Origin of the sequence: Pseudomonas sp. NPDC089396, from assembly GCF_044749545.1 — a bacterium.
In the GTDB taxonomy this organism is placed as follows: Bacteria; Pseudomonadota; Gammaproteobacteria; order Pseudomonadales; family Pseudomonadaceae; genus Aquipseudomonas.
This window is the reverse complement of sequence record NZ_JBIVIC010000006.1, coordinates 158,934-179,156: the sequence shown is the minus strand read 5'-3', so window position 1 is coordinate 179,156 and position 20,223 is coordinate 158,934. Positions and strand designations below refer to the sequence as shown.

Genomic DNA, 20,223 nt, shown 5'->3' with positions numbered 1-20,223 from the left:
GTTAACCTCGCGTCGCTACGCTGTCGGCCAGGATCGCCAGCACCAGTTGCTGGAAGTCCAGGCCGGCCGCGCGGGCCGCCATGGGCACCAGGCTATGATCGGTCATGCCGGGTGCGGTGTTGACTTCGAGCAGCCAGAACCGGCCCTGCTCGTCCTGCATCACGTCCAGCCGGCCCCAGCCTTCGATGCCGATGGCATCGCAGGCGCGGGCGGTCAGGGCGATCAGTTCCTGCTCTTTGGCACTGTCCAGGCCGCACGGGATGCGGTACTGGGTGTCATTGGCGATGTACTTGGCGTCGTAGTCGTAGAACACGTGCGGCGTACCCAGGGCGATCGGCGGCAGCACCTGGCCTCGCAGAACGGCGATGGTGAACTCCGGGCCGTGAATCCATTGCTCGACCAGAACTTGCGAATCGTACTTGGCGGCATCCTTCCAGGCGGCGACCAGCTCTTCCACGCTGTTCACCTTGGCCATGCCGATGCTGGAACCTTCATGGGCTGGTTTGACGATCAACGGGAAGCCCAGTTCCGCGCCAGCGGCAATACAATCGTGCTCGCTGGCCAGCACCGCGTGACGCGGGGTCGGAATGCCCAGGCTCTGCCACACCTGCTTGGTGCGCAGCTTATCCATGGCCAGGGCGGACGCGAGGATGCCGCTGCCGGTGTAGGGGATGCCCAGGCACTCGAGCAGGCCTTGCATGCTGCCGTCCTCACCGCCACGGCCGTGGAGGATGATGAAGGCGCGGTCGATCTTCTCGCTTTGCAGGCGGGCCAACAGGTCGTCGCCCACATCGATGGCGACAACGTCGACACCGGCAGTGGTCAGTGCGTCGATCACGGCGGCGCCGGATTTCAGCGACACCTCACGCTCGGCACTCTTGCCACCGTAAAGCACGGCAACGCGGCCGAAGGCTTTGGCATCGAGGGTGGAATGCAGCTTGTCGTAGGCGCTGGTCATTTCGACTTCTCCTGCTTGGCGCCTGCGAACAGCGGGCTTTTCATCAGTTGCGGGGCGAGGCCACCGACGTCACCGGCACCCTGGCACAGCAGGATGTCGCCGGCGCGCAGCAGCGGCTGGACCAGCGGCGCGAGCTCCGCGCCACGTTCGATGTAGATCGGGTCGAGCTTGCCGCGCTGGCGGATGCTGTGGCACAGCTGGCGGCTGTCGGCGCCCGGGATCGGCTCTTCGCCGGCCGGGTACACCTCCATCAGCAGCAGCACGTTGGCATCGCCCAGCACCTGCACGAAATCGTCGTACAGGTCGCGGGTGCGGCTGTAGCGGTGCGGCTGGTAGACGATGACCAGGCGGCGGCTCGGCCACCCGCCACGCACGGCCTTGATCACTGCCGCCACTTCGGTCGGGTGGTGGCCGTAGTCATCGACCAGCATCACGCTGCCGCCTTCGACCGGCAGCTCGCCGTAGACCTGGAAGCGTCGGCCGACGCCCTGGAAGCCGGACAGGCCCTGGACGATGGCTTCGTCGCTGATGCCTTCGTCGGTGGCGATGGCGATGGTAGCCAAGGCATTGAGCACGTTGTGGTTGCCGGGCATGTTCACCGAAACGTCCAGCGGCTCGCGGTCACGGCGCAGCACGGTGAAGTGGGTCTGCATGCCCTGCTGACGCACATTGATGGCGCGGATGTCGGCCTCATCGCTGAAACCGTAGGTGACGGTCGGGCGCTTGACCTGTGGCAGGATCTCGCGCACCACCGGATCGTCCAGGCACATCACGGCCAGGCCGTAGAACGGCAGGTTGTGCAGGAACTCGACGAAGGTTTTCTTCAGCTTGTTGAAGTCACCTTCGTAGGTGGCCATGTGGTCGGCGTCGATGTTGGTGACCACGGCAACCATTGGCTGCAGGTGCAGGAAACTGGCGTCGCTCTCGTCGGCTTCGGCGATCAGGTAGCGGCTGGTACCCAGCTGCGCATTGGTGCCGGCAGCGGTCAGGCGGCCACCGATGACGAACGTCGGGTCCAGGCCGCCCGCAGCGAACACCGAGGCAAGCAGGCTGGTGGTAGTGGTCTTGCCGTGGGTGCCGGCCACCGCCACGCCATGGCGATAGCGCATCAGCTCGGCGAGCATCTCGGCGCGCGGCACCACCGGAATACGCCGCTCGAGGGCGGTGGCGACTTCCGGGTTGGCCGGGTTGATGGCGCTGGAGACCACCAGCACGTCGGCGTTGGCAGCGTTCTCGGCACGGTGGCCGACGAAGATCTCGGCGCCAAACGACTCCAGGCGCTCGGTGACCGGCGATACCTTGAGGTCGGAACCGGACACTTCATAGCCCAGGTTCAGCAACACTTCGGCGATGCCGCACATGCCCACACCGCCGATACCGACGAAGTGGATGCGACGGATGCGGCCCATCTTCGGCTGGGGCATGGCTTTCTGACTTTCAACCATGGGCCACCTCCAGGCAGATATCGACCACGGTGCTGGTTGCGGCAGGTTTGGCCAGGCGCCTTGCGGTGCCGGCCATGGTGTTGAGTTTCTCGGGTTGCATCAGCACCTCGTTCAGGCGTTCAGCGAGTTGCGCTGCGCCAGTTGTCGCTTGTGGCATGAGGAAGGCGGCGCCTTCCCGAGCCAGATATTGGGCGTTGTGGGTCTGGTGGTCGTCGATCGCATGGGGCAAAGGCACCAGCATCGAAGGCAGGCCAGCCGCCGCGAGTTCGCTGACGGTCAGGGCACCGGCACGGCACACCACCATGTCGGCCCAGCCATAGGCGTGGGCCATGTCCTTGATGAACGGCTCTACCTGAGCCTCGACGCCCGCTTCGTGATAACGCTCGGCGGTGATCGGCGCGTGGTTCTTCCCGGCCTGGTGGAACACCTCGGGACGCAGGCCTGCAGGCACCTCGGACAGGGCCTTAGGCAACAATTTGTTCAATGGTTCCGCACCGAGGCTGCCGCCCATGACCAGCAGGCGAGCACGGCGCTCGGCCAAGGGCGCGCGCTGCGCGTCCATGAACAGCTCCGGGCGCACTGGATTGCCAGTGGTACGCAGCTTGTCGCTGGCCTGGAAAGTACCGGGGAAAGCTTCGCAGACTCGCGCCGACAACGGCACCAACAGCCGATTGGCGGTACCTGCGCGGGCATTCTGTTCGTGAATCACCAGCGGCACGCCACACAAGCGTGCGGCCACGCCGCCGGGGCCGGTGACGTAGCCGCCGAAGCCTACTACGCAGGCCGGCTTGAGCTGGCGAATGATCCGCCGCGCCTGCAGTACGGCCTTGACCAGGGTGAACGGCGCCTTGAGCAGCGACAACTTGCCCTTGCCACGCAGGCCGCTGACCTGGATAAGGTGCAGTGGCAGACCTGCCTGGGGCACCAGTTCGTTCTCGATGCCTCGTGGCGTGCCCAGCCAGTGCACGCTGTAACCGCGGGCCTGGAATTCACGGGCGCAGGCCAGGGCTGGGAACACGTGCCCCCCGGTGCCGCCGGCCATGATCAGTACATTCTTGCCGTCAGCGGCCATGACTGGTCTCCTCGGCAAAATCACTTTCCTTGAATTCGTGTTCCTCGCTGCCCAGGTGCGTGCGGCTTTCCCATTCGATGCGCAGCAACAAGCCCACGCAAGCGCAGCAGATCACCAGCGAACTACCGCCGTAGCTAAGGAATGGCAAGGTCAGGCCCTTGGTCGGCAGCAGGCCGACGTTCACGCCGATGTTGATCAGGAACTGGCCGATCCACAGGAACGCCAGACCAAACGCCATGTAGGCGGCAAAGAACTGCTTGGCCTTCTCGGCCCACAAGCCGATATACAGGGCGCGCACGGTGACGAAGACGAACAGCCCGACGGTCACCAGCGAGCCGACCACGCCCAGCTCTTCGGCCAACACCGAGAACACGAAGTCGGTGTGCGCTTCTGGCAGGTAGAACTGCTTCTGTACGCTGTTGCCCAGGCCCACGCCCAGCCACTCGCCGCGACCGAAGGCAATCAGCGCCTGGGTCAACTGATAGCCGGAGCCGAACTGATCGGACCAGGGGTCGGTGAAGGTGATCAGGCGCGCCATTCGGTAGGGCTGCGCCTGGACCAGGACGAACACGGCGACCACCGCCAGCACCACCATCAGGCTGAAGCGGAACAACCCCACCCCGCCGAGGAACAGCATGGCCGCCGCAGCGCCCATCATGACTACGGTGGCACCGAAGTCGGGTTCCATCAGCAGCAGGCCCGCCATCGGCAGCAGCACGATGAACGGCTTGAAGAAGCCCATCCAGCTTTCGCGCACCTCGGTCTGCCGGCGAACCAGGTAGCCCGCCAGGTAGATGACCACGAAGACCTTGGCGATTTCCGAAGGCTGAACGTTGAAGAAACTGAAACCGATCCAGCGCATCGAGCCGTTCACTTCACGGCCGATGCCGGGTACCAGCACCAGCACCAGCAGGCCGAAGGCGCCGACCAGCATCATGAAGCCCATGCGCTGCCAGGTGGCGATCGGCACCAGCATGGTGGCGCCGCAGGCGACCAGCCCGATGAACACGTAAACCAGGTGGCGGAACATGTGGTACAGCGGGTTGCCGGACTGTACCGCGGCCACTTCCGAGGACGCCGAGGTAATCATCACCAGCCCCAGGCCGAGCAGTGCCAGGCAGCCAGCCAGGAAGGCGAAGTCGAGGTCGATGCCACGGCCGCTGATCAGCGGCGACGGGTAGGGCTTGAGGATGCCGAAGATCATGCCAGCCCTCCCGCCGCCTGGGCGAACAAGCGCCCACGCTCTTCGAAGTTCTTGAACATGTCGAGGCTGGCGCAGGCTGGCGACAGCAGCACGGCGTCGCCTGGCTGGGCCAGCTCGGCGCATTGCTGGACGGCCTCATCCAGGGTCTTGACGCGAACCTGCGGCACGCCATCGCCCAGCGCTTCGGCCAGGCGTTCGGCATCACGGCCAAGCAGTACCACGGCGCGGCAGAAGCGTGCCACCGGCTCGCGCAGGGCCGCGAAATCGGCGCCCTTGCCGTCGCCACCGGCGATCAGCACCAGCTTGCCTTCGATATCTGCGCCCAAGCCTTCGATGGCCGCCAGCGCGGCGCCCACATTGGTGGCCTTGGAATCGTCGTACCAGTTCACGCCGTTGCGCTCACGTACCCACTGGCAACGATGGGCCAGGCCAGCGAACTCGCGCAGGGCTTCGAGCATCGGCGCGAACGGCAGGCCGGCAGCATGGCCCAGGGCCAGGGCGGCCAGGGCGTTGCCCTGGTTGTGCGCGCCGCGGATCTTCAGCTCACGGGCCGGCATCAGGGTCTGGAACTCGAAAGCCAGGTGTTTCTCGCCATCGACTTCGCGCAGGCCAAAGGCCTTGAAGTCGGGTGCATTGAGACCGAAGGTCCAGCACGGGCGACCTTCAACTGGTAGCGGCCGGCTCAGCGCGTCCTGGCGGTTGACCACTACCTGACGCGCACCCCGGAAGATCCGGTGCTTGGCCAGGTGATAAGCGGGCAGGCCGCTGTAGCGGTCCATGTGGTCTTCGCTGATGTTCAGCACGGTGGCCACTTCAGCGTTGAGCTGATCGGTGGTTTCCAGCTGGAAGCTGGAAAGCTCCATGACATACAGCTCGACATCATCCGCGAGCAAGTCCAGGGCTGGCGTGCCCAGGTTGCCGCCGACGGCCACACGCTTGCCAGCCTTGGCTGCCATCTCGCCGACCAGGGTGGTCACCGTGCTCTTGGCGTTGGAGCCGCTGATGGCAATGATCGGGGCCTTGGCATGGCGGGCGAACAGCTCGATGTCGCCGGACAGCTTCACGCCGCGTGCCGCAGCCTGCTGCAGGGCCGGCGTGGCCAGGGCCAGGCCGGGGCTTACGTACAGCTCGTTGGCGCGGCACAGGAAGTCCACGTCAAGTTCCCCACAACGCACTTCCACCTGCGGGTAATCACGGCGCAGGGTTTCCAGTTCCGGCGGTTGCTCGCGGGTGTCGGCGACCGCAAAGGCAATGCCCCGGTTCGCCAGGAAGCGAACCAGGGACATGCCGCTCTTGCCGAGGCCGACAACGATGCGGAATTGGTCGGAAGCGATCAGTGACACGCTCGTCTACCTCAGTTTCAGGGTTGCAAGGCCGATCAGCACCAGGATCACGGTGATGATCCAGAAACGGACGATCACGCGTGGCTCGGGCCAACCCTTGAGTTCAAAGTGGTGATGGATCGGCGCCATGCGGAACACGCGCTTGCCGGTCAACTTGAAGGAGGCGACCTGAATCACCACCGACAGGGTTTCCACAACGAAGATGCCGCCCATGATGAACAGGACGATTTCCTGACGCACGATCACTGCGATGGTGCCCAGCGCGGCGCCCAGCGCCAGCGCACCGACGTCACCCATGAACACCTGGGCCGGATAAGTGTTGAACCACAGGAAGCCCAGGCCCGCGCCGATCAGCGCGCCACAGAACACGATCAGCTCGCCCGAACCCGGCACGTACGGAATCAGCAGGTATTCGGCGAATTTCACGTTGCCCGAGAGGTAGCAGAAGATGCCCAGGGCGCCGCCAACCATCACCGTCGGCATGATCGCCAGGCCATCGAGGCCATCGGTCAGGTTGACCGCGTTGCTCGAACCGACGATCACGAAATAGGTGAGAACGACGAAGCCGACACCCAGCGGGATGGTGACGTCCTTGAGGAACGGCACGATCAGGGTGGTCTCGACGCTGGTCGGCGCGGTCATGTAGAGAAACACGGCAGCGCCCAGGCCGAAGACCGACTGCCAGAAATACTTCCAGCGGCTGGGCAGGCCACGCGAGTTCTTTTCGATCACCTTGCGGTAGTCATCGACCCAGCCAATGGCACCGAACAACAGGGTGACGATCAGTACGACCCAGACGTAGCGGTTGGTCAGGTCGGCCCACAGCAGGGTACTGACACCGATGGCGGACAGGATCAAGGCACCGCCCATGGTGGGGGTACCGGATTTGGACAGGTGCGATTGCGGGCCGTCATTACGGACGGCCTGACCGATCTGGCGGATCTGCAGGGTACGGATCATCCACGGGCCCAGCCACAGCGCCAGTGACAACGCGGTCAGTACACCGAGAATCCCGCGCAGGGACAGGTACTGGAAGACCGCGAAGCCTTTATGGAACTGTTGCAGATACTCAGCCAACAGCAGCAGCATTAATGTTTCTCCCCGCTGGCACCGCACAATGCCGCCACGACGTTTTCCATCGCAGCGCTGCGCGAGCCCTTGATCAAGATAGTGGTGTTGCTGGCAGTCTCGGCCTGAACGGCTTCGATCAACTCAGCTTGTGTCGCGAAATGGCGGCCATTGGTACCGAACGCTTTGACCGCGTGTGTCATGTTGCTGCCCACTGCGTACAGGGCGTCGACCTTGCCGCGTGCGTAATCACCCACTTGACGGTGGCCTTCTTCCGCCCACTGGCCCAGCTCGCCGATATCACCCAGCACCAGAACGGTGCGCCCGGAAAAGCCGGCGAGTATATCAATGGCCGCGCACATCGAGGTGGGATTTGCGTTGTAGCTGTCGTCGATTACTCGCACGCCATTGGCTGCAATCTGCGCCACGGTGCGGCCCTTGACCGGTTGCACGGCGTTCAGGCCGGCAGCTATGCCGCTCAGGCTCAGACCAACGGCATGGGCAGCGGCAGCGGCGGCCAATGCGTTGCTGACGTTGTGCTCACCCAGCACGTTGAGCTGGACATCCACCGACTCTCCGGCGCCATGCAGCGTGAACGACGGGCAACCCCGCGCATCGCGACCAATATGGGTGGCGTAGAAATCGGCGCGCACGTCATTGCGGGCGAAACTGATGACCTTGTGCGTACCGGCACGGGCCTTCCAGATTGCAAAGGCCTTGTCGTCCAGATTGAGGATGGCCATGCCGCCCTCACCCAACCCTTCGAGGATTTCGCCCTTGGCCTCGACGATCTTCTCCGGGCCACCGAACTCGCCAACATGGGCGGTACCGGCGTTATTGATGATGACCACCTGCGGCTGGGTCAGGCCGACGGTGTAGCGAATCTCGCCGATGCGCGAAGCGCCCAGCTCGATCACCGCGGCGCTGTGCTCCGGGGCGATTTCCAGGAGAGTCAGTGGCGCACCAAGGTCGTTGTTCAAGTTGCCACGGGTGGCATGCACCAGACCGCGGGTACGCAGGATGCTGGCGAGCATTTCCTTGACCGTGGTCTTGCCGCTGGAACCGGTGATGGCGACGACGGGCTTGTCGAAGGCGGCGCGGTTCAAGGCACCGAGCTGGCCGAGGGCCAGGCGGCAATCGGCAACCACCAGTTGCGGCAGATCGACGTCGGCAACTTCGCGCTCGACCAGCGCGGCTACGGCGCCTTTGTCTTTTACATCGGCCAGGTAGTCGTGGCCATCGAACCGTGGGCCAGCCAGGGCAACGAACAGCTGCCCGGCGGCAACACTGCGGCTGTCGATACTGACGCCGGTGAAGCTGACGTCGGCGCCGACCTGACGAGCACTCAGTGCCGTTGTCAGCTGGCTGAGTGTCATGGGTTTAAGCATGTGGAGCCTCCCAGGCTGCAAGTGCCTTCTCGGCTTCGACCAGATCGGAGAAATCATGGCGTTCGCCATTGATCTCCTGGTAATCCTCGTGCCCCTTGCCGGCCAGGACGATCACATCATCGGCCGCGGCAGAAGCGATAAGGTGTGCAATGGCCTGGCCGCGGCCGGCGACGAAATCGACGTCGTCAGGCTTGGCGAAACCAGGGCGGATATCAGCAAAGATGCCTTGGGGGTCTTCGGTACGCGGGTTGTCGTCGGTGACCAGCACGCGATCAGCCAGACGCTCGGCCACCTGGGCCATCAGCGGACGCTTGCCGCGATCGCGGTCGCCGCCGCAACCGAACAGGCACAACAACTGGCCATGAGCGTGCGGGCGCAGGGCTTCGAGGACCTTTTCCAGCGCGTCGGGAGTGTGGGCGTAATCGACCACCACGAGCGGTTTTTTACCGCCGCCCAGGCGCTGCATGCGGCCTATCGGCCCCTGAAGCTGCGGCGTGACCTTGAGGATCTCATCCAGCGAATAATCCAGGGCCAGCAGCGTTGCCACGGCTGCGAGCATGTTGCTCAGGTTGAAGCGGCCTAGCAGCTGGCTGCGCAAGGTGCGCTCACCCTGGGCGGTAACGAGGACGGCGCGCACGCCATCGTCATCGAAGCTGGCTTCACGGCAATACAAGGAAGCGTCCGGGTTTTCCAGGCTGTAGCTGAGCAGCCGGGTCTCGACATGATCGGCACTTGGACGACGAGCAAAGTCTTCGGCCAGGCGGCGACCGAATTCGTCATCAAGATTGACCACCTGGCAGCGCAGGCTCGGCCAGGCAAACAGCTTCGCCTTGGCGGCCGCATAGGCCTCCATGCTGCCGTGGTAGTCGAGGTGGTCGCGGGACAGGTTGGTCATCACCGCGATATCGAATTCCAGCGCGGCGACGCGCCCTTGCTCCAGGGCATGGGACGAAACCTCCATGGCGACGGCCTTGGCGCCACCCTTTTTCAGGTCGTACAGGGTCGACTGCACCGCAATGGGGTCAGGCGTGGTCAAGCGGCCGCTCTGCAGCTCGCCATAGAAGCCCGTTCCCAGGGTGCCGATCAGGCCGCAACGCTGGCCAAGCGCGTCGAGCGCCTGCGCCACCAGCTGGGTGACGCTGGTCTTGCCGTTGGTGCCGGTCACGCCGACCAGGTTCAGCTGGCGGCTCGGCTCACCATAAAAACTGCCGGCAATTCTGGAAAGTTGCGAGATCAGCCCCTTGACCGGAATCAGCGGCGCATCCGTGATGGGCAGCACGCTGGCGCCCTGCTCTTCGTAGGCAACGGCTGCTGCACCACAGGCCAGGGCGTCAACGATATGGTCACGGCCATCGACCTTGGCCCCCGGCACGGCCAGGAACAGGTCACCCGGCCGCACGGCGCGGCTATCCAGAGTCAGTTCGCGGATCAAGGGATCACGGCTGGCGTGGGCGAAAAGCTTGCTCAATGGCATTGTCATCATCCACGCCCTCCCTTGGCGGGTACTGCATTCACTTGTTGCTGCCCGGTTGCCGGCGGCAGGTTGTCTGGCGGCACGTTCATCAGGCGCAGGGTGCCCGACATGACCTTGCTGAACACCGGCGCCGAGACCAGGCCACCGAAGTAACCGCCCTTGCTCGGCTCGTCGATGACCACGACGATGGCGTAGCGCGGGTCGCTCATCGGACCGAAGCCGGCGAACAGCGAGCGGTAGGCGTTTTCGGTGTAGCCCTTGGATCCGACGGTGGCTTTACGCGCGGTACCGGACTTGCCAGCCACGTGATAGAACGGCACCTGGGCGCGGAATACACCGCGCGGCGCTTCGATCACCTGCTGCAGCATGCTCTGCACGGTTTCGGCAGTTTCCTTGGGGATCGCCTGCACAGCCTCTGGTGCTTTGTCGACCTTGAGGATCGACAGCGGCACCATCTTGCCGTCATTGGCCAGCGCCGCGTAGGCGTGCACCAGCTGCAGGGCGGTAACCGATACACCGTAGCCGTAGGACAGGGTCGCGGTTTCAGCCTTGCGCCATTCCCGGTGGTTGGGCAGGTTACCAACGCGCTCGCCCGGGAAGCCCAGACCTGTGTATTGACCCAGACCGACCTGGGACATGACCCGGTAGATGGCCTCGCCACCGATATCGAAGGCGATCTTGCTCATGCCTACGTTACTGGAGTTGATCAGAATGCCGGTCAGATCGAGGATCGGGCCTTCGCTCCTGGACACGTCCCTGATGGTGTAGCGGCCGATCTGCAGGGTGCCGGGGTACACCTCGACCTTGTCGGTGGGTTTCCAGCGCCCGCTCTGCAGGGCGGCACTCATGGTGATCGGCTTGACCGTGGAGCCCGGCTCGAACACGTCGATGATGGCCCGGTTGCGCATGGCCGCCGGGAACATGCTGCGACGGTTGTTCGGGTTGTAGGTCGGCTGGTTGACCATGGCCAGCACTTCACCGGTCTTGACGTCCATGATCACCAGGCTGCCGGCTTTGGCATCCTGTTCGGCGATGGCGTTGCGCAGCTCGCGGGTGGCCAGGTATTGCAGGCGCAGGTCGATGGACAACGCCAAGGTCTTACCGGCCTTGGCGTTCTTGGTTACCTGGATGTCCTTGATCAGCCGGCCACGCCGGTCCTTGATCACTTGCCGCTTGCCGGGCACCCCGGCCAGCCATTCGTCGTAGGCGAGCTCCACCCCTTCACGACCGTGGTCGTCGAGGTCGGTGAACCCGACCATGTGTGCGGTGACATCACCGGCCGGGTAGAAGCGGCGGAATTCTTCCAGGCCGTATACGCCAGGCACTTTCAGGTCGAGCACATGCTGGCCCTGCTCCGGGGTCAGGCCGCGGACCAGGTAGATGAACTCCTTGCTGGCCTGCTGCGTCAGGCGCTCGGTCAGTTGCTGGGCGTTCTGCCCGAGGGCGGCGGCCAGCTGCGGCCAGCGCTCCTTGGACGCCTGCATCTCCTTGGGGTTGGCCCACAGGGTAGTGACCGGGGTACTGACGGCCAGGGGCTCACCGTTGCGATCGGTGACCAGGCCACGGTGCGCCGGTATCGGAATGTGGCGCAGGCTGCGAGCATCACCCTGACCCTTGAGGAAATCGCGGTCGACCACCTGCAAGTCGATGATGCGCCAGGCGATGGCACCGACCATCAGGGCCAGCAAGCCGATCACGACACGGAAGCGCCACGGGTAGAGTGCGCCTTCGAGCTTCATCATGGCGCCACCATCCGCACTTCGTCCGCTGCCGGTACGCGCATCTGCAGCTGCTCGGAGGCCAGGCTCTCGATACGGCTGGCGGCGGTCCAGGTGCTTTGTTCGAGAATCAGGCGACCCCACTCGGCCTGGGCCTTGTCACGCTCGCTCAACTCACCGTAAAGGGTATTGAGCAGCTGGCGATTCCAATGCGCGCTGTAGGACACAGCGATGGCCGAAACGAGCACAGCAACAAACAGCAGAAGCATCAGGAAGCTTCCGCCTGGCAAAGGTTTGGCAAATAGCCGGCTCACCGAAGCTTCTCCGCCACCCGCATGACGGCGCTGCGCGACCGCGGGTTGGCTTTGAGCTCTGCCTCGGAGGCGAACTGCGCCTTGCCGATCAGACGGATCTTCGGCTCGAAGACCTTGTGCTGCACGGGCAGGTTGCGCGGCAGGTTATCGGCCTCGCCCTTGACCAGCTTGCGCATGAACAGCTTGACGATGCGGTCTTCAAGCGAGTGGAAGCTGATGACCGCGAGGCGGCCGCCGACTTCCAGGGCATCGAGCGCCGCCTCAAGGCCGGTTTCGAGGTCACCCAGTTCGTTGTTGACGTGGATGCGCAGCCCCTGGAAGGCGCGGGTAGCGGGGTTCTTGCCCTTTTCCCAGGCCGGGTTGGCAACCTTGAGCACTTCGGCCAGGTCGGCGGTACGGGTGAACGGCTGCTTTTCGCGACGCTCGACCACGGCACGCGCCATGCGCCCGGCAAAACGCTCTTCACCGTATTCCTTGAATACGCGGGCGATTTCTTCCACAGGCGCGGTGGCAATGAATTCGGCGGCGCTGATGCCCTGATCAGGGTTCATGCGCATGTCCAGCGGACCGTCATTGAGGAAGCTGAAACCGCGCTCGGGGTCGTCCAGCTGTGGCGAGGAAACCCCCAGGTCGAGCAGGATACCGCTGACCTTGCCCTCCAGGCCGCGCTCGGCCACTTCGGCGCCCAGCTCGGCAAAGCTGCGCTGCACAATGACAAAGCGGCCGTCTTCGGCCGCCAGCGCTTGCCCGGTGGCAATCGCTTGAGGATCCTTGTCGAAGCCCAGCAGCCGACCTTGCGGCCCGAGCTTGCTGAGGATCAGGCGGCTATGTCCGCCACGCCCGAAGGTGCCGTCCAGATAGCAACCGTCGGCGCGCAGGGCCAATGCCTCGACAGCTTCGTCGAGCAGGACGGTAATGTGGTTGAAGCCGCTATCTATAGTCACAGGATCAGGTCACGCAAATCGTCGGGCACGGCGCCCGGTTGTTGGATAGCTGCAAGGTCGGCTGCCGAAACCAGGTTCCAGGCATCCTCATCCCACAGCTGGAATTTGTTCAGCTGCCCCACCAGCATCGCCTTCTTGTCCAGCTTGGCGTGCTCACGCAGACGGGGCGGTACCAGGAAACGACCACTGCCATCGAGCTCCAGGTCAACCGCATTACCGATCAGCAAACGCTGCAGGCGGCGGTTTTCCTCACGCAACGACGGCAAGGCACGCAACTTGGCTTCAATCTGTTCCCACTCATCGAGGGGATAGACACACAAGCAGGGATCAACGGCGTCAATGGTCACGATCAGCTGACCATTGCAACGCGAATCGAGCTCGTCGCGGTACCGACTCGGCATTGCGAGACGGCCCTTTGCATCGAGGCTGACGGCGTTGGCTCCGCGGAACACGGCTGCGATTCCCCACAATGTTAGCTTTTTTGTGCCAGAAAACCCACTTCATCCCACTTTCTGCCACTTGCGCACACTATAGGAATCCGCCCGCGGCACCGTCAAGGCACGTTCATAAGGAAAACCCTTACAGGACCGAGATTTAGCGCAATTGAGCAAGAGGGAAGGAGTATCAGGGGAAGAAAAAAACGTGAAAAATCAAACCCACTCAAACGAATACCGTTCGAAGTTAAAGTGATTTATCAAGAGTAAGATTTTTTTGGTCTTACCAAGAGAGATCTGCTACCGATTGAGCAGGAGGGAAAGGTGGAGAGTCGATCTGTAAGCCGGGTTTTGTCGAGGACAGTCATTCCTCTACGACGGCCATCACTGGACGCCTCTAGCAACCTACCCGGTTCCGACGCGGGCCACGCCTAATGGAACCCTATTTGGTCTTGCTCCGAGTGGGGTTTACCTAGCCACGAACTGTTGCCAGTCGTGCGGTGCGCTCTTACCGCACCTTTTCACCCTTACCGGCACCGAAGTGCTTAGGCGGTTATTTTCTGTGGCACTTTCCGTAGGCTCGCGCCTCCCAGGCGTTACCTGGCACTCTGCCCTATGGAGCCCGGACTTTCCTCCCCCTTCCTTTGCGGAACAAAAGAAGGCAGCGACTGTCCGATCGACTCTCCGCCGCCAAGATTAACGGCAGGCGGGCACAAGAACAAGCTATAGCGTAAATTATATCAAATAGCCACTACTGGGCTTTCTGCTTTTCCAAGGCCAATTGATACAACAGGTTCTTGCGCACCCCGGTAATTTCAGCTGCCAGCGCAGCCGCGCGCTTGAGCGGCAACTCCGCCAGCAGCAAGTCCAGCACACGTTGCGCTTCAGTGCTGATCCCCTCTTCGCCCTCCGGCGCACTCCAGCCACCGACCAGTACCACGCACTCACCACGCTGCTGGTTGCTGTCGCCTGCGACGAATGCACGCAGCTCACCCAGCGGCAGCCCCTTGAGGGTCTCGAAGGTCTTGGTCAGTTCACGGGCAAGCAGTGCCGGACGCTCAGCACCGAACACCTGCTCCATGTCTTCGAGGCACTCGAGGATACGATGAGGCGCCTCGTAGAAGATCAAGGTGCGCGGCTCCTCCTTTACCTGCTCCAGGCGCGCACGACGGCCGGCGGCCTTGGCCGGCAGGAAGCCCTCGAAGATGAAGCGGTCCGAAGGCATGCCCGCAGCGGACAGCGCGGCGATCAGCGCGCAGGCACCTGGCACCGGCACCACCTTGACGCCGGCTGCACGGGCCTGGCGCACCAGGTGATAGCCTGGGTCGGAGATCAGCGGCGTGCCGGCGTCGGAGACCAGCGCCACATCTTCACCCGCAAGCAACTTGCCGATGAAGCGCCCGCCCTCGTCGCGCTCGTTATGCTCGTGGCAGGCCGCCAAGGGCGTCTCGATACCGAAATGCTGCAGCAGGCGGATCGAGTGCCGGGTGTCCTCGGCGGCGATCAAGGCGACATCGGCCAGCACTTTCAATGCCCTGGCGCTCATGTCGTCAAGGTTGCCGATGGGGGTAGCGACCACATACAGCGTCCCCACGGTGGATTTCGAAGCCCCTGCCACATCAGTCACTGCGTACACCTGCCTTTCGGATCAAAGGCGCCATTGTAGCCCGAGCGCCGGCAACAGGGCGCAAAGAACTTCGCCGACGACCTGCCCCGAGGCACCTATAGTGAAGGTTCGGCATACAGCAACATCGCGCCCGGGCCAGCGCTTGGGTACAATTGCCGGCCAACTTGATCGAGTAACAGGACCTTTACATGATCGCTTGCCTGCGGCTGTTCACAGCCCTCTGCCTCGCCGCCCTGCTGGCAGCCTGCGCCAGCTCGCCCTCATCCAGCCTGGGCGAACTGCCACGCACGCCGGATGCCAGCATCGAGCAACTGCTCGAAAAAGCGGCCACCAGCAAGTCTGCGGAAGACGCCGCCCTGCTGCGCCTGAGCGCTGCCGACCTGGCCTACAAGCAGAAGGACTACCCGCGCGCCGCACGCATTCTCGAGCAAGTGCCGATGGACACGCTCAAGCCCGCCCAGCAAATCTTCGCCGCCACCCTCGGCGCCGAGCTGGCGATGAGCCGCAACCAGCCCAAGGCAGCCCTGACTGCACTGTCGCACCCTAGCCTGCAGCACATCACCGAACTGCCGGAAGCACAGCAAGTGCGCACCTACAGCGTGCAAGCCGCTGCGCTGGAAGCCAATGGCCAGACACTGGCCGCCGCCCAGCAGCGCGTGCTGCTGACCCCGCTGCTCAGCGGCCAGGCCGCCAGCGCCAACAATGATGCGATCTGGGCGCTGGTCGCCTCGCTGCCTGCGGAACAACTGCAGCAGCCTACCGGCAACGAAACTCTCGCAGGTTGGACCAGCCTGGCCCTGGCCGTGAAAAGCGCCGGTACACTGGAGCAGCAACAGGCCGCCATCGACACCTGGCGCAAGCAGCACCCGGAGCACCCGGCCGCCATGCAGCTGCCATTGGCCCTGACCAAACTCAAGGAGCTGGCGAGCCAGCCACTGACCAAAATCGGCCTGCTGCTGCCCCAGGAAGGCCCGCTGGCCGGGGTTGCCCGTGCCCTGCGTGACGGCTTCATGGCTGCGCACTTCCAGGCCCAGCAGGCTGGCCAACAGGCACCGGCCGTGCAGGTCTACGACAGCTCGCGCATCGGCTCGATCGACGACTTCTACCGTCAGGCCCAGGCCGACGGCGTGCAACTGGTGGTCGGGCCACTGGAAAAGCCGCTGGTGAAAAAACTCGCCGCCAATGCGCAACTGCCTATCACCACCCTCGCCCTGAACTATGCCGACGCCGGCCAGAAGGCCCCGCCTCAGCTGTTCCAGTTCGGCCTCGCTGCCGAGGACGAAGCCCGCGAAGTGTCCCGTCGCGCCCGCGCCGATGGCATGGTTCGCGCAGTGGCACTGGTACCCAGCGGCGAATGGGGTGACCGTGTACTGGCCGCCTTCCGCCAGGACTGGGAAGGCCACGGCGGCACCATCATTGCCGCCGAGCGCATTGCGCAGCCGGTAGCCCTGGCCCAGCAGATCGCCAACCTGTTCCAGCTGCGCCAGAGCGAAAGCCGCGCGCAGAGCCTGCAGAGCACCGTTGGCGGCAGCATCGCCGCACAGCCGTCGCGTCGCCAGGATATCGACTTCATCTTCCTGGCCTCGACCCCGCAACAGGCACAGCAGATCAAGCCAACCCTGAATTTCCAGTACGCCGGCGATGTGCCGGTCTACGCCACCTCGAACCTGTACAGCGCCAGCGGTGACGTGAACCAGTACAACGACATGAACGGCATCCGCTTCTGCGAAACCCCCTGGCTGCTCGACACCAGCAACAGCCTGCGCCAGCAAGTGGTTCAGCAATGGCCGCAAGCCGCCGGCAGCCTGGGGCGTCTGTACGCCATGGGTGTCGATGCCTACAGCCTGGCACCACGCCTGGGCCAACTGAAGGCATTGCCGGACAACCGCGTACAAGGCCTCTCCGGCAACCTGAGCATGAATGCCAACCAGCGCATCGAACGCCAGCTGCCATGGGCCGAGTTCTCGGGTGGCCAGGTCAAGCGCCTGCCGGACACCGCCCGCTGATGCCAGACGCCTCATCGACCAGCGCCGGCCAGGCCGCCGAACAGCAAGCCCTTGAACACCTTCAAGGGCAAGGCCTGCAACTGCTGACGCGCAATTGGCGATGCAAAGGTGGCGAGCTTGATCTGGTCATGCTCGACGCCGATACAGTAGTATTCGTCGAAGTCCGCTACCGGTTGCATGCGGGCTTTGGCGGCGCCCTCGGCAGTATCGACGGGCGCAAGCAGAAACGACTGGTGCTTGCCGCCAGCGCGTTCCTGCAGAAGGAGTCCCGCTGGGCCAATCACCCTTGCCGTTTTGACGTTGTCGCCCTGCAGGGAAGCCATCATGCAGGCCTACCGTTTCAATGGCTGAAAAACGCCTTCGAATGCTGAACCCACTCCAATTTTCTTGCTCTATGTTTCGCGGGCTGGTCCCTGTTGCGCGTAGCAAAGGCCACCGCCCCACTTAAGGTCACCAGATGGACATGCAATCCCGAATTCGCCGGCTGTTCCAGGCCAGCATCGACACCAAGCAACAGGCAATGGACATCCTGGCACCGCACATCGAGCAGGCCAGCCTGGTCATGGTCAATGCGCTGCTCAACGAGGGCAAGATGCTCGCCTGCGGCAACGGCGGCTCGGCTGGCGATGCCCAACACTTCTCTTCGGAGTTGCTCAACCGCTTCGAGCGCGAGCGCCCGAGCCTGCCGGCCATTGCCTTGACCACCGACAGCTCGACGCTCACCTCCATCGCCAACGACTACAGCTACAACGAAATCTTTTCCAAGCAGATCCGCGCCCTGGGCCAGCCCGGCGACGTACTGCTGGCCATTTCGACCAGCGGCAACTCCGCCAACGTGATTCAAGCGATCCAGGCGGCACATGATCGAGAAATGATTGTCGTAGCATTGACTGGGCGAGACGGTGGCGGCATGGCCTCGCTGCTGCTGCCCGAGGACGTGGAGATCCGCGTACCTTCGACAGTCACTGCGCGTATTCAAGAAGTCCACCTGCTGGCGATCCATTGCCTGTGCGATCTGATCGACAGCCAACTGTTCGGGAGTGAAGAATGATCCCCAAGCGCCTCGGCCTGATGGCCCTGACCCTGTGCCTGAGCGTTACCGGCTGCAGCTCGGTACTGAACTCGGCCCGCAATTCGCCGATCGAGGACGATCGCGGCACACGCACCATCGGTAGCAAGATCGACGATTCGATGATCGAAACCAAGGCGGAGGTCAACATTGCCAAAGCCAGCCCTGACCTGGACAGGGGTTCGCACATCGTCGTCAGCAGCTACAACGGTATCGTGCTGCTCGCCGGGCAAACCCCGCGCGCTGACCTCAAGAGCCTGGCCGAGCAGACCGCCAGCCAGGTACAACGGGTCAAGAAAGTCCACAACGAACTGCAAGTGATGCCCCCCTCCTCCATCCTGGCACGCAACAACGACGCCTGGCTGACCACCAAGATCAAGACGCAGATGCTGGGCGACAATAGCGTGCCCAGCTCGCGCATCAAGGTCATTACCGAGAACGGTATCGTCTACCTGCTCGGCCTGGTGACCCAGCAGGAGGCCAACTCGGCGACTGCCGTGGTACAGGGCGTGTCCGGGGTGCAGAAGATCGTCAAGCTGTTCGAGTACATCGACTGATTCCGTTGCCTGCTCCGGCCTCATCGCCGGCAAGCCGGCTCCCACAGCAGTCCCACAATTTCAACGACTGTGGACAACCTGTGGGAGCCGGCTTGCCGGCGATGAGGCCAGCATGAACAAGCACAAAGCCTCACCTTTCAGAAATCCAGGAAACACCGCATGAAAAAGCTTCTGCTGCCTACCCTGCTGATTGGCGCCTTCGCCACGCTGACTGGCTGCTCCACCCCTAGCCTGATCACCCTCAACGACGGGCGTGAGTTCCAGTCTACCGACGCGCCGAAATTTCAGAAGTCCACAGGCTTCTACGAGTTCCAACAGCTCGACGGCAAACGCACCCGCATCAACAAAGACCAGGTGCGCACCATCAGCGACCTGTAATTCCAGGCGCGCATGAAAAAGGCGATCCACATGGATCGCCTTTTTTGTTACTTGACCACCTTCAGGCTTGGCCGACCAGTCGGTCGCGGTGGCTGCCCACCCCCTTCTGGCGGACCATCGTCATCAGGCTCGACACCTTCATCTTCCAGTTCGTCGCCATCCATTAGCGGCGGCTCCAACTCGAAGACCATGCCTTGGCCATTTTCACGGGCGTAAATCCCGAGAATGGCCTCGACCGGCACGAACAACGAATGGGCCACGCCACTGAAGCGCCCCTCGAAGCTCACGGCCTCGTTGTCCATGTGCAGGTTGCGCACGGCACTGGGGGAAATGTTCAGGACGATCTGGCCGTCACTGGCGAAGCCTTGCGGCACCTGGACAGCCGGGTATTCGGCATTGACCAGCATATGGGGGGTGCAATCGTTGTCGACGATCCACTCGTACAGCGCTCGAACCAGGTAGGGGCGACTGGAGTTCATCAACGGCTCCTTAAAGCTTGCGCATTTCACGTTCTACGGAGGACAAGCTCGCCTGGAATGGCTCGCGGGCGAACTGTCGCTCCATGTATTCCAGCAGCGGCTTGGCTTGCCGCGGCAATTCGATACCCATGACCGGCAAACGCCAGAGTATGGGCAGTAGACAACAATCGACCAGGCTTTGCTCATCGCTCATGAAGCAGGCGAATTCGCCGAACAAGGGTGAAACCCCGGTCAGACTTTCGCGCAGCGCCTTGCGCGCTTCGACACGGGCAGCATCGCTGCTGCGGGCGTCGAGTAGGGTATCAGCCAAAGCACACCAGTCGCGTTGGATGCGATGCATCAGCAAGCGGCTGTTGCCCCGTGCAACGGGGTACACCGGCAACAGAGGCGGATGCGGGTAACGCTCCTCGAGGTATTCCATCACCACGGTCGATTCATACAACGCCAGGTCACGATCGACCAGCGTCGGCACACTGCCGTAAGGGTTGACCTCCACCAGCTTCGGCGGAAGACGGGCGAGATCGACGTCGATGACCTGCACGCTGACGCCCTTCTCGGCGAGCACCAGGCGGACTCGATGAGAATAATGATCGGCAGGGCCGGAGTAGCAGGCTAACCGGTTGGTTGCGCCCATGTAGCGCCTCCTCGCAAGGGATACTCGTGAAACTGTAAATGAAAACGCGCCCGGGGCGACCTAGCAGAATTGCCAGGCCGCCCCGGGCGCGTTCAACAACCAGAAACTACT

Annotated in this window: 20 protein-coding genes and 1 other RNA gene; 5 read left to right on the top strand and 16 right to left on the bottom strand. The window is 63.3% G+C overall.

Going from position 1 to position 20,223, the window contains the following annotated elements; all coding sequences use genetic code 11:
• Position 1 precedes the first annotated feature (1 nt).
• The 14 genes from ACIPZB_RS13265 to rsmI form a co-directional block, all read right to left on the bottom strand.
• Positions 2–958, bottom strand: coding sequence for a D-alanine--D-alanine ligase (locus ACIPZB_RS13265; protein WP_400640567.1), 957 nt, complete (start codon positions 956–958; stop codon positions 2–4).
• Positions 955–2,403 (bottom strand): UDP-N-acetylmuramate--L-alanine ligase, encoded by a 1,449-nt coding sequence (gene murC, locus ACIPZB_RS13260; protein WP_008097588.1) that lies wholly within the window; start codon positions 2,401–2,403, stop codon positions 955–957. The genes ACIPZB_RS13265 and murC overlap by 4 nt, the downstream gene beginning before the upstream one ends.
• Entirely contained in the window at positions 2,396–3,475 is a 1,080-nt protein-coding gene (murG, locus tag ACIPZB_RS13255) for an undecaprenyldiphospho-muramoylpentapeptide beta-N-acetylglucosaminyltransferase (RefSeq protein WP_008097586.1), read from the bottom strand. The genes murC and murG overlap by 8 nt, the downstream gene beginning before the upstream one ends.
• Positions 3,465–4,679 carry a putative lipid II flippase FtsW gene (gene ftsW / locus ACIPZB_RS13250; protein ID WP_008097584.1) on the bottom strand — a complete coding sequence of 405 codons (1,215 nt, stop codon included), beginning with the start codon at positions 4,677–4,679 and terminating at the stop codon, positions 3,465–3,467. Before ftsW ends, murG begins: the two co-directional genes overlap by 11 nt.
• Positions 4,676–6,022, bottom strand: a complete 1,347-nt coding sequence (gene murD / locus ACIPZB_RS13245) for a UDP-N-acetylmuramoyl-L-alanine--D-glutamate ligase (RefSeq protein WP_400640564.1) — start codon at positions 6,020–6,022, stop codon at positions 4,676–4,678. The genes ftsW and murD overlap by 4 nt, the downstream gene beginning before the upstream one ends.
• A gap of 6 nt (positions 6,023–6,028) precedes the next feature.
• The gene (gene mraY / locus ACIPZB_RS13240) at positions 6,029–7,111 is read right to left on the bottom strand and encodes a phospho-N-acetylmuramoyl-pentapeptide-transferase (RefSeq protein ID WP_008097581.1); all 1,083 of its coding nucleotides are present in this window, start codon (positions 7,109–7,111) and stop codon (positions 6,029–6,031) included.
• The gene (murF, locus tag ACIPZB_RS13235) at positions 7,111–8,478 is read right to left on the bottom strand and encodes a UDP-N-acetylmuramoyl-tripeptide--D-alanyl-D-alanine ligase (protein WP_400640562.1); all 1,368 of its coding nucleotides are present in this window, start codon (positions 8,476–8,478) and stop codon (positions 7,111–7,113) included. The genes mraY and murF overlap by 1 nt, the downstream gene beginning before the upstream one ends.
• Positions 8,471–9,961 (bottom strand): UDP-N-acetylmuramoyl-L-alanyl-D-glutamate--2,6-diaminopimelate ligase, encoded by a 1,491-nt coding sequence (locus tag ACIPZB_RS13230; RefSeq protein WP_400640560.1) that lies wholly within the window; start codon positions 9,959–9,961, stop codon positions 8,471–8,473. The genes murF and ACIPZB_RS13230 overlap by 8 nt, the downstream gene beginning before the upstream one ends.
• Positions 9,958–11,691 carry a peptidoglycan D,D-transpeptidase FtsI family protein gene (locus tag ACIPZB_RS13225; protein ID WP_400640936.1) on the bottom strand — a complete coding sequence of 578 codons (1,734 nt, stop codon included), beginning with the start codon at positions 11,689–11,691 and terminating at the stop codon, positions 9,958–9,960. Before ACIPZB_RS13225 ends, ACIPZB_RS13230 begins: the two co-directional genes overlap by 4 nt.
• On the bottom strand, positions 11,691–11,984 hold the full coding sequence (gene ftsL / locus ACIPZB_RS13220) for a cell division protein FtsL (protein ID WP_016395509.1): 294 nt from the start codon (positions 11,982–11,984) through the stop codon (positions 11,691–11,693). Before ftsL ends, ACIPZB_RS13225 begins: the two co-directional genes overlap by 1 nt.
• On the bottom strand, positions 11,981–12,928 hold the full coding sequence (gene rsmH, locus ACIPZB_RS13215) for a 16S rRNA (cytosine(1402)-N(4))-methyltransferase RsmH (protein WP_400640558.1): 948 nt from the start codon (positions 12,926–12,928) through the stop codon (positions 11,981–11,983). Before rsmH ends, ftsL begins: the two co-directional genes overlap by 4 nt.
• A complete protein-coding gene (mraZ, locus tag ACIPZB_RS13210) occupies positions 12,925–13,380 on the bottom strand; it encodes a division/cell wall cluster transcriptional repressor MraZ (protein WP_008097568.1) in 456 nt (151 codons plus the stop codon). The genes rsmH and mraZ overlap by 4 nt, the downstream gene beginning before the upstream one ends.
• Before the next feature lie 306 nt (positions 13,381–13,686).
• An RNA gene (gene rnpB / locus ACIPZB_RS13205) (RNase P RNA component class A) lies at positions 13,687–14,046 on the bottom strand.
• 67 nt (positions 14,047–14,113) lie between these two features.
• The gene (gene rsmI, locus ACIPZB_RS13200) at positions 14,114–14,989 is read right to left on the bottom strand and encodes a 16S rRNA (cytidine(1402)-2'-O)-methyltransferase (protein WP_400640556.1); all 876 of its coding nucleotides are present in this window, start codon (positions 14,987–14,989) and stop codon (positions 14,114–14,116) included.
• A 188-nt stretch (positions 14,990–15,177) separates the two neighbouring features.
• Here rsmI and ACIPZB_RS13195 point away from each other — a divergent pair, with 188 nt between their 5' ends.
• The 5 genes from ACIPZB_RS13195 to ACIPZB_RS13175 all read left to right on the top strand — a co-directional run bounded on the left by ACIPZB_RS13195 (position 15,178) and on the right by ACIPZB_RS13175 (position 18,999).
• Positions 15,178–16,995, top strand: coding sequence for a penicillin-binding protein activator (locus ACIPZB_RS13195; RefSeq protein ID WP_400640554.1), 1,818 nt, complete (start codon positions 15,178–15,180; stop codon positions 16,993–16,995).
• Positions 16,995–17,366, top strand: coding sequence for a YraN family protein (locus ACIPZB_RS13190; protein WP_081502559.1), 372 nt, complete (start codon positions 16,995–16,997; stop codon positions 17,364–17,366). The genes ACIPZB_RS13195 and ACIPZB_RS13190 overlap by 1 nt, the downstream gene beginning before the upstream one ends.
• A gap of 86 nt (positions 17,367–17,452) precedes the next feature.
• The gene (locus ACIPZB_RS13185) at positions 17,453–18,046 is read left to right on the top strand and encodes a phosphoheptose isomerase (protein ID WP_008097558.1); all 594 of its coding nucleotides are present in this window, start codon (positions 17,453–17,455) and stop codon (positions 18,044–18,046) included.
• Positions 18,043–18,621: a BON domain-containing protein gene (locus ACIPZB_RS13180; RefSeq protein WP_400640552.1), complete on the top strand. Its 579-nt coding sequence runs from the start codon at positions 18,043–18,045 to the stop codon at positions 18,619–18,621. Before ACIPZB_RS13185 ends, ACIPZB_RS13180 begins: the two co-directional genes overlap by 4 nt.
• 159 nt (positions 18,622–18,780) lie before the next feature.
• On the top strand, positions 18,781–18,999 hold the full coding sequence (locus tag ACIPZB_RS13175; protein WP_400640550.1) for a YgdI/YgdR family lipoprotein: 219 nt from the start codon (positions 18,781–18,783) through the stop codon (positions 18,997–18,999).
• Between the two features lie 47 nt (positions 19,000–19,046).
• On the opposite strand, the gene ACIPZB_RS13170 is transcribed toward ACIPZB_RS13175, so the two are convergent.
• Positions 19,047–19,478: a ClpXP protease specificity-enhancing factor gene (locus tag ACIPZB_RS13170; RefSeq protein WP_008097550.1), complete on the bottom strand. Its 432-nt coding sequence runs from the start codon at positions 19,476–19,478 to the stop codon at positions 19,047–19,049.
• A 10-nt stretch (positions 19,479–19,488) separates the two neighbouring features.
• Positions 19,489–20,112 carry a glutathione S-transferase N-terminal domain-containing protein gene (locus ACIPZB_RS13165; protein WP_400640548.1) on the bottom strand — a complete coding sequence of 208 codons (624 nt, stop codon included), beginning with the start codon at positions 20,110–20,112 and terminating at the stop codon, positions 19,489–19,491.
• Between the last annotated feature and the right edge of the window lie 111 nt (positions 20,113–20,223).